Below are 8,480 nucleotides of genomic sequence, written 5' to 3'. Positions count from 1 at the left end.
TCTCGCGCCGGGGGGCTTGGCGTATCTGGAACACACCTGCGCACCTGTCCCGATCGCGCTGCGCGCAGATCCAAGTTCATCTCGCTTCGGCAGCTTATGCTCGATGGCACAAGGGCATCCCGAAAGCCCAGACCAAGCAAGGCTTGGCCACGATGATCCGTAGACGCGGACGCAGGCCATGCCGATGGAGAGGACCACCACCATGACCAACGTGATGACCGCCCCGCCCTCGACCAAGGCGGAGATCGTCGATGTGCCCTTCGCGCACCGTGAGCTCGTCGAACGGCTGAGCCCAGGCGGGCGCTATATCGATGCGCAGACCGACGTCGACAGCCCCTGGGTGCCCTTCGGCGACAACGCGGCGATCAAGCACCTGGCTTTCGACGTGCGCCAGGGCATCTTCTCGAACATCTTGTGGATCAAGGAGCCGGGCGTGGTGGGCACGCACCTGCACCGCGGCACGATCATGATGGTCTGTCTCGAAGGCTCGGTGAAGTACCTGGAGTACGACTGGGTCGCGAGCCCGGGCGGCCTGATCCTGGAAGTGCCGGGCGAAAGCCACACGCTCGTTACAGATCACCCGCAGGGCGTGAAGCTGTTTGGCTGGATGCAGGGGCCCATCGAATTCTACGATGAGAACGCCAACTACGTCGACACCGCCGATGTCTGGTGGTTCATCAACCACTACGAAACCTACTGCCGCGAGAAGGGCATCCCGCTCAATCCCAAGCTTTACGTCTGAGGAGCGCGCCATGGGTACGATGACCGCGCCGCCCTCGAGCGCGTATGAGATCGTCAAGGTTCCCGAGCTCTATGGCGCCCTGATCGGGGCCAAGGGCGTGGAGGGAACCTATGTGGGCGCGTCCGAAGAGGAGAGCCCCTGGGTTCCCTTCGGCGAGAACGCCGCGATCCGCCACCTCGCCTTCGACGTGCGCCAGAATGTCTATTGCAACGTGCTGTGGATCAAGCAGCCGGGCGTGATAGGCACCCACAAGCATCGCGGGCCGGTCTGGGCGATCGGTCTCGAAGGCTCGTTTCGCTATCTCGAGTACGACTGGGTGTGCCGCCCCGGCGACTTCATCACCGAGACGCCGGGCACCGCGCACACGCTTGTCACCGACGACCCGAACGGAATGAAGGCGCTGTTCTGGATGCAGGGCGCGAACGAGTTCTTCGATGCGCACGGCAACCATGTCGAGACGCTCGATGTCTGGTGGTTCATGAATCACTACGAGACCTACTGCGCCGAACATGGCCTCACGCCCAATCCGCAGCTCTACCTGTGAAGACGCTTGACCAGTTCGACATCGCGGGCCGCTCGGGTCTTGTGACGGGGGCGGCTTCGGGCCTGGGCCTCGCCTATGCCGAGGTGCTGTGCGAGGCGGGGGCGCAGGTCACCCTCACCGATTTTGATGGCGACGGCGCTGAGCGTGAGGCCGCGCGGCTTCGCGAGGAGGGCTATGCGGCCCGCGCCGCCCGGGCTGATGTCTCGGACCTGGCCGAAGTCGCGGCCGCGTTCGACGACCATGTCGCGGCCTTTGGCGGATGCGACATCGTCTTTTCCAATGCGGGGTACGATGCGGGCAACGGCTTCTGGACGCCCGAGGACACGCGCAACCCGCAAGGCCAGCTTGATGTCTACGACCCGGCGGCTTGGGAGCGTTCGATTCAGGTCAACCTCACCGGCCAGTTCCACACCCTGCGCGAGGCCGCGCGGGTGATGAAGCGTAACGAGGAACGGTCCGGGCGGCGGGGAGGCTCCATCGTGTGCACCTCTTCCAACGCGGCCGTTGTCAACGAGGCCATCGTGGGCGTGCCCTATATGCCTGCCAAGGCCGGGGTGATGCACTTCATGCGCCATGCCGCGCTGGAACTGGCCGCTTTCGGGATTCGGGTGAACGCCATTGCACCGGGCCCCTTCGTCACCAACATCGGCGGGGGGTGGCTGAAGAAGAACCCGGAGGCCCGCAAGGCATGGGACAAGCTGGTGCCAACGGGCGCTGTGGGGGAGGTCCACCAGATCAAGCCGCTGGCCCTGCTGCTCGCTTCGGATGCGGGCAGCTACATGACAGGGGCCCACGTGATGATTGACGGGGGCATGCAACTTGGGCCCGTCAAACCGCTTGCCGGACTGTGACCGCCCCTCCGGATCGCACTGAACAACGCCAAGGAGAGACGCCATCAAGGCTGCCGTATTCCAGGGCCTGCATGAACCGCTGGCCATAGAGACGATACCCGATCCCACGCCCGATGCAGGCGAGGTCGTGGTGAAGGTCGCGCGCTGCGGTATCTGCGGGTCGGACCTGCACATGACCGAGGATGCGGCCTACGGCTGCCAGCACGGGGATGTCCTGGGGCACGAGTTTGCAGGCGAAGTGGTTGGCCTGGGCCGCGAGGTGACGGGGCTTGGCATTGGTGACCTCGTCTCGGTCGTGCCTTTGCGCAGCTGTGGCCAGTGCGAGGCGTGCCGCCGGGGCGAGGTGGCCTGGTGCCGTGAGTTCAGCCTCCAGGGCGGAGGCTATGGCGAATATGCCCTGACCCGGCCCAACCAGTGCGTGCCGCTCCCTGCCGATGTATCCCTCGCCGATGGGGCGATCATCGAGCCGCTTGCGGTTGCGCTGCATGGCGTACAGCTGAGTGGCATCACACCCGGAGACCGGGTGCTGATCCTGGGCGCGGGCCCGATCGGCCTTGCCGTCGCTTTCTGGGCGCGGCGCTTTGGTGCGGGGGCCGTGGTCCTGCAGGACGTGGTGCCGGATCAGGAGCCGCGCGCCATGGGGTTGGGCGCGAGCGGCTTCGTCGTGAGCCCTGAGGATCCGGTGGGGGGAAGCGACGCGGCGCTTGGTGGCAAGGCCGACATCGTTTTCGAGTGCGTCGGAAGGCCCGGGCTGATTGCGCAGGCCGTCGAGCAGGTGCGCGCGCGTGGGACGATCCTGCTGCTGGGCCTGTGTACGCAGCCCGATACCTTCAATTCCTTCGCCATGCTGTCCAAGGAAGTCCGGCTCGTCACCAGCGCCTTTTTTACACGCAGCGAATACGAGGCGGCGCTGGACGCGCTGGCGAGCGGTGCCATCGCGCCGCGCCTGCTGGTGAGCGAGACCATCGCGCTCGACAAGGTGCCCACGGTCTTCGAAGCGCTCAAGAGCGCGGGCCACGGCCAGTGCAAGGTCCTGATCGCGCCCTGATCTGCGATGCTCTTACCATGACGGCAAAAGGAAAGGGCCGGGCGCCTTGCGGCGGACCGGCCCTCAAGGGTGGGTGACGCGTTCATTCTAGACCCGTTTTGCAAGTCGGGCTTGGACAGGTGCGCAGACGCATCGGGAACTGCACGCAATTGCTCAGCCCCGGCGCGGTCTCAGCCGCGCTTTCGCCATTCGCGCGGCGAGGCGTCGTAGCGGCGGCGAAAGCACCGCGCAAAGTAGGCGCTGTCGTTGAAGCCCAGTTCAAAGGCGATCTCGGTGATTGAGGTGGCGTGATCGCTGGTGAGACGGTCGGCGGCGCGTTCAAGCCGGGCGTTCAGGATATGGGCAGACGGGGTCGTGCCGAGCGTGGCAAAGCCGTTCTGCACGGTGCGGGGGGATACGCCCAGCGCTTGGGCAATGCTGCCTGTGCGCAGGTCCGGATCGCCAAGGTGGGTCTCGACATGGCGCAACAATTGGCGCGCCAACGGGGGCGACGCGTCGGCGGCCGTGCGGGGCTGGCGGCTTTCGCGCAGGGTCAGGCCCAGCATATCGTAGAAGACATCGGCCATTGCGCCTTGCCAGCTCGCATCACCGGGAATGGGAAACTGCGCGTTGCCGGCCTGGCGCCAGAGCGACTGCAGGAAATCGATAAGGACACGGCCACCCGCGAGGCTCGTGGCGCGGATGCGGCGCGAGAGCACGCTGTCGAGAGCCTCGCAGCGCTGCAGGATGGGCGCGCCGGGAAATTCCACGACCAGCAACTCGTGCGCCTCCAGGTCCATCTCGTAGCCGCTGGCGGCGGAGGAGAGGACAAAGTCGCCCGGTTCGAGGACGATGTCGTCCTGGCCATTGCCCTGGCGATGGCGGCAGCGTCCGCGGGTCTGGAGGTGTAGGATGATGTTGGAAGAACCGGGTGTCCGGTGACGCCGCCCGACCTGCGAGGGGCCACCGGCCGGTCGTATCATCTGCAGGTCGCCCAGCCGCCAGGTCTGCATGCGTCCATGAAAGCTGTGGTCACCGTTGATGTAGGTGCCAGCGTAAATGCGCTCGGCAAGCTCGTTCCAATAGCGCAGCCGCTGGCTTTGCGGCAGCGCCGACGTCGCGAATGTCTGGATTGCCTCCATCGCACACCTATCCGTCCTCTCCGTTCGGGCTCCGGTCTCGTGATGTACCGGATTTTCCGCACGCACTGCGCCTGTCTGGCTCTGTACGTGTGTGCAAGGATCGGAGGGTGGGGGGCATCTTGTCAAGCGAGGGCTGCGCCCGAACGTGGCACGGGGCGGTCCGGTCGCTCAGGAGCCGCGCACGCGGCGCAGCAGGCGCTTGAGTGGGGCGTGGGCGTGCGGGTCGAGGTAATGGTAGACCGCAGTCGCGCGGATCGCGCCGTCGGGGGCGGGTTCGTTGGTGTGCAGCGTGCGGTAGCCCCAGAAGAAATAGAGGTTGCCCGGCTTCAGGACGAGCCGCTCGAATTCGCACGCGCCGCCTGCGTAGCGCCGGGCAAGGCGCTGCTGCGCGCGCGCATTGTCGACCTGCAGCTTGTCGAGCAGGTTGGCGGCGTAGCTGCGCCGCAAGGGGCGGCGCTGTCGGCCCAGAATGAGCCGCCCTTCGCCTCCGCTAGGAATGAGAATCGGGAGGAGGGCGGTCAGAACATAGGAATCGTAGTGAAAGCGAAGGGCGTGGCGCGCCTGGTCCTGGCCTTCGAGGGCGCGCAGGATCTGGTAGAAGCCAGTTTCGGGGGCTTCACGCCCCGTGGCCAGGGTGCAGAGGCGGCGGCACAGGCTCTGGAATTCCGGCGAATCGCGCAAGGCCTCCAGGAATGTGCCGCCCAGCGGCCCTCCATTGCCTACGCCGAAATAGCCCGTGGTGCTGACCGCCATGCCGGCCTCTGTGAAACGCCGGGCCGCTGCAAGGTCAGACTCCGGGACGAAATCGGCCACCATCGCATAGCCATCGGCTTCGATGGTGGCGGCCAGTTCGGCGGGAGCAAGGTCGGCAAGCGCGCGGCGCATGGAAGGTGCCAGGATGGGAGACTATCCTTATTTCGCCAGAGAAGAACAGGACGCACGGGCACACGGTTCGTGGCGGCGCGCTGGCATGCTAGAGGTAGCGTTCGCCGATCCGGATGGTGTCGCCCGGGTGGACGTAGATGACCCTGCTCTCGCGGCCGAACTTGACGACCTGCTCGTCCTCGCCCGCGCGGCGCAGATAGGCCTTCTTGCGCGCCGCGCGGTACGTGTAGCCTCCCGCCGTGGCGACCGCCTGCTCCAGTGTCAGGTTGGGCTTGTAGGCGAATTCGCCGGGTTGGTTCACCTCGCCCAGGATGTAGAAGGGGCGGTAGCTCAGGACTTCCACGGTAATGCGCGGGTCTTTCACATAGGTCCCGTCGAGCCCGGTGCGGATCGCGTCGGCCAGCTGCTGCGTGGTCGCGCCTTCGGCGCGGACGGCTCCGAGCAGGGGGACGGCGACCTGGCCGCCCGAACTGATCGTGTATTCGCCGGTGATCGACTCCACGTTGAAAACGGTGATCCGCAGCTTGTCGCCGGGCCCGAGGCGATAGACCTCGCCGTTCGCTGCGGTGTCTGGTCCGGGCCGCGCAGCGGGACTGGCGGCGTCCCGGGCCTGCAGGGCCGGCGCGGCGGTGGCCAGGACGAGCGCCATGACCAGGCGGAGTTTTCCAATCGAGCGCGGCAAAGGACGGTCTCCCTGTCGTCTGGCGGGGCCGTTTCCACGTGCCGGGCCTGCCGGACGCGCGCACCCCTAGAATAATCGCGCCACCCCCGGCGCATTCAATTTCTGACACACAAGAAGATATTAGTACAGATCATTATTTCTGCGGCATAACTATTGTTCCATTATGCAACTGTCATGATATGAATAAAATCATAAGTTGACTTGTTGGGGTGGTGCGCGACATATCGCGATTAGTTTATATTTTTCTATTCGTACGTGCCGGTGCGCCTTTTGGACTCCGGCTGAGGGGGCAGTTTGGGGGTATTTGTGTCCATCGGGGTTGTCGGGAGCCGAGCGCATGCTTGCGGCGGGTGAACCTGCACGTGGGGCTTCTGCGCGAGCTGTGGCGCGCTGCGGTGCCCTTGTGGTCTGCCTTGCTCTGGCCGTGGGGACGAATGGCGCGCGGGCGCAGGAGGCAGGAACGAGCCTTTCCGACGAAGCCCTCGCCAGTTCGGTCGGCGCGCGCTCCAAGGCGGCATACGAAGCGCCGGGACTGCCTCTGGGGGGCTTCCGCTTCTATCCCAGGGCCGACCTGCGGATCGAATACGACGACAATGTCTTCAATATCGACCCCGATCCGCGCGGCGATGCCAAGGCAACCTTCGAGCCAGGCTTCGAACTGGTTGAACGCACGCCCGATGCCGGGCTCTCGGTGAAGGGGCAGGCCACCTTCACCCGTTATGCGGATCTCAAGGTTCAGAACAACGAGCAGTACAGCCTCGAGGCGGCGGGTCACAAGGCGTTCGGGCCGGTGCGCCTCGATCTCTCCGGGGGCTATGGTCTGCTCGCCGAAATGGCGGGTACGCTGGGTGATGCGGTGATCGGCGCGCCGAATACCTATTCGCGCCTCACGGGTCGGGCCGGGCTTTCCGTGGCCCTCACCAATCTCACCGTGTCGCTCGCCGGTGGGGCGGAGCGTTTCGACTACCGCACTGTCCGGCTCGAGGGGGGCGATGTCCTCCAGAACTACCGCGACCGCACCGCGACGACACTGGGCGGGCGGGCGTCCTTGCGGCTTGGGCCGGCCCTGAGGGTCTTCGCGCAAGGGCGCTACAACTGGCAGGACTACCGGCAGGATTTCGGGGCCATCAGCCAGGATTCGCAAGGCTACGCGCTGTCTGGCGGCCTCGCCTTCGGTTTCAGCGAGTTGCTCAGCGGCGAGGTGACGGTCGGCTACCTGTCGCAGGACTACGACGAGCCTGCCTCGGGCACGGTATCGGGCATGACCTATTCCGGGCGGCTCATCTGGAATGTCACCACGCTTGTCACTGTCAAGTTGAACGGCGCGCGGACGCTGGAGGCCAGCCCCTTCTTCAATCAACCGGGTGTCGTTCAGGATAGTATATCTCTTGATGTCGACTATGAGTTGCTTCGCAATTTAGTAGTTTCCGTGAATACATCGTATCTGTACTATGATTACTTCGGGTCGGATCGACGGGATCGTCAGTTCCGCATCGGGGCGAACGCCCGCTGGCTTCTGGGAGACAGGTTCGAAGTGGGGCTGGGGTTCAGTCACCGTGACCAGTCGAGCCGTGGGTTTGAGGCCCGGCCCTTCACGGGATCGACCGCTTTGCTGAGCCTGCGGGTGAAGTTCTGATGGTGCCGGTGGATCGCTCCTATCCGGAGCGGGAGGGAGGCGCCCGGCGGCGCTGGGCCCTTTCCCCAATTGCAATGCACAGGAGCGTGAGGTTGTCATGAACAATTCCCTTGTCGTCCATCGCGGCAGCCAGCTCCAGGCCGACCTGGCCCAGGCCTTTCCGGCCATGGCCGCCCCGCCCGAGGACCGGCTCGACCTTCGGGCGATCTACTTCGCCTTGCGGCGCCAGTTGACCGTTATCGTGGTCGTGGCGGTGGTCTTCGTGGCGCTTGCGGCGCTGGTGACGACGCTGCAGACACCGCGCTACACGGCCAGCGCGCGCGTCGTGCTCAATTCGCTGGAAGAGCGCACGACCCCGCGCGGCGAGGGGGCGGGCGCACTGCCGCCCGATTCCGACCAGGTCGACACCGAGGTCGAGGTGATCCGCTCGCGCGAACTGGCGCTCGATGTGGCGCGGGCTCTCAAGCTTGATACCAACCCGAATTTCGCGCCCGGATCCGGCGCGGGTCTGCGCAGCCGGCTGAAGGCGCTGGTGGGGTTGGGCGAGGAGGCGGAGGCCAGTCCCACACGCGAGGAACGCCTGGACGCCATCGCCGAGCGTCTCCAGGGGGCTCTCGCGGTCGAGCGTATCGGCACCACCCACGCCTTTTCGATCGCCGTCACCGAGGCCGATCCCCGCGACGCGCAGGCGATCGCCAACGCGTACGCCACGCAGTATTCGCAGTTCTATCTCAACCAGAAGCGGGCCAGCGGCGCGCAGGCCGCCGGGTTTCTGTCCGAAAGGCTCGAGGAACTGCGCCAGCAGGCGCTCGACGACATGGCGCGGGTGCAGCAGTACCGCATCGCCAACAACCTCTTGAGTACGACCGGAGCCTCGCTCTCCGAGCAGGAGATTTCCAGCTACAACCAGGAGGTGGCTTCCGCGCGCGCTTCGGCCGCCGCCGACCGGGCGCAGCTCGCCACCGCCCGCG

The 8,480-nt window shown here is 65.7% G+C and carries 9 protein-coding genes; 6 read left to right on the top strand and 3 right to left on the bottom strand.

The genetic code is table 11. The features are described 5' to 3' along the window. Positions 1–184: 184 nt before the first annotated feature. The 4 genes from MTR65_RS19900 (at position 185) to MTR65_RS19885 (ending at position 3,185) form a co-directional block, all read left to right on the top strand. Positions 185–742: a 2,4'-dihydroxyacetophenone dioxygenase family protein gene (locus MTR65_RS19900; protein ID WP_243803322.1), complete on the top strand. Its 558-nt coding sequence runs from the start codon at positions 185–187 to the stop codon at positions 740–742. 10 nt (positions 743–752) lie between these two features. Beyond that, positions 753–1,286, top strand: coding sequence for a 2,4'-dihydroxyacetophenone dioxygenase family protein (locus tag MTR65_RS19895; protein WP_039389706.1), 534 nt, complete (start codon positions 753–755; stop codon positions 1,284–1,286). Then, on the top strand, positions 1,283–2,137 hold the full coding sequence (locus MTR65_RS19890; RefSeq protein ID WP_243803320.1) for an SDR family NAD(P)-dependent oxidoreductase: 855 nt from the start codon (positions 1,283–1,285) through the stop codon (positions 2,135–2,137). The genes MTR65_RS19895 and MTR65_RS19890 overlap by 4 nt, the downstream gene beginning before the upstream one ends. A 127-nt stretch (positions 2,138–2,264) precedes the next feature. Beyond that, positions 2,265–3,185 (top strand): alcohol dehydrogenase catalytic domain-containing protein, encoded by a 921-nt coding sequence (locus MTR65_RS19885; protein WP_243803318.1) that lies wholly within the window; start codon positions 2,265–2,267, stop codon positions 3,183–3,185. Between the two features lie 170 nt (positions 3,186–3,355). Here the strand turns inward: MTR65_RS19885 and MTR65_RS19880 are convergent, their stop codons facing one another. The 3 genes from MTR65_RS19880 to MTR65_RS19870 all read right to left on the bottom strand — a co-directional run bounded on the left by MTR65_RS19880 (position 3,356) and on the right by MTR65_RS19870 (position 5,873). Then, complete coding sequence (locus MTR65_RS19880; RefSeq protein WP_243803315.1) at positions 3,356–4,306, bottom strand: helix-turn-helix domain-containing protein; 951 nt, start codon at positions 4,304–4,306, stop codon at positions 3,356–3,358. A gap of 168 nt (positions 4,307–4,474) precedes the next feature. After that, the gene (locus MTR65_RS19875) at positions 4,475–5,191 is read right to left on the bottom strand and encodes a hypothetical protein (RefSeq protein WP_243803313.1); all 717 of its coding nucleotides are present in this window, start codon (positions 5,189–5,191) and stop codon (positions 4,475–4,477) included. A gap of 88 nt (positions 5,192–5,279) precedes the next feature. Continuing rightward, complete coding sequence (locus MTR65_RS19870; RefSeq protein ID WP_243803311.1) at positions 5,280–5,873, bottom strand: polysaccharide biosynthesis/export family protein; 594 nt, start codon at positions 5,871–5,873, stop codon at positions 5,280–5,282. Between the two features lie 382 nt (positions 5,874–6,255). On the opposite strand from MTR65_RS19870, the gene MTR65_RS19865 reads away from it, so the two are divergent. Next, positions 6,256–7,509, top strand: a complete 1,254-nt coding sequence (locus MTR65_RS19865; protein WP_243803309.1) for an outer membrane beta-barrel protein — start codon at positions 6,256–6,258, stop codon at positions 7,507–7,509. Between the two features lie 97 nt (positions 7,510–7,606). Then, positions 7,607–8,480, top strand: an 874-nt coding sequence (locus MTR65_RS19860) for a Wzz/FepE/Etk N-terminal domain-containing protein (protein ID WP_243803307.1), incomplete at its 3' end; no start/stop codon positions are given.

It is taken from the genome of Novosphingobium mangrovi, from assembly GCF_022818885.1.
GTDB lineage: Bacteria > Pseudomonadota > Alphaproteobacteria > Sphingomonadales > Sphingomonadaceae > Novosphingobium > Novosphingobium mangrovi.
This window is presented reverse-complemented; position numbering and strand designations above follow the sequence as displayed.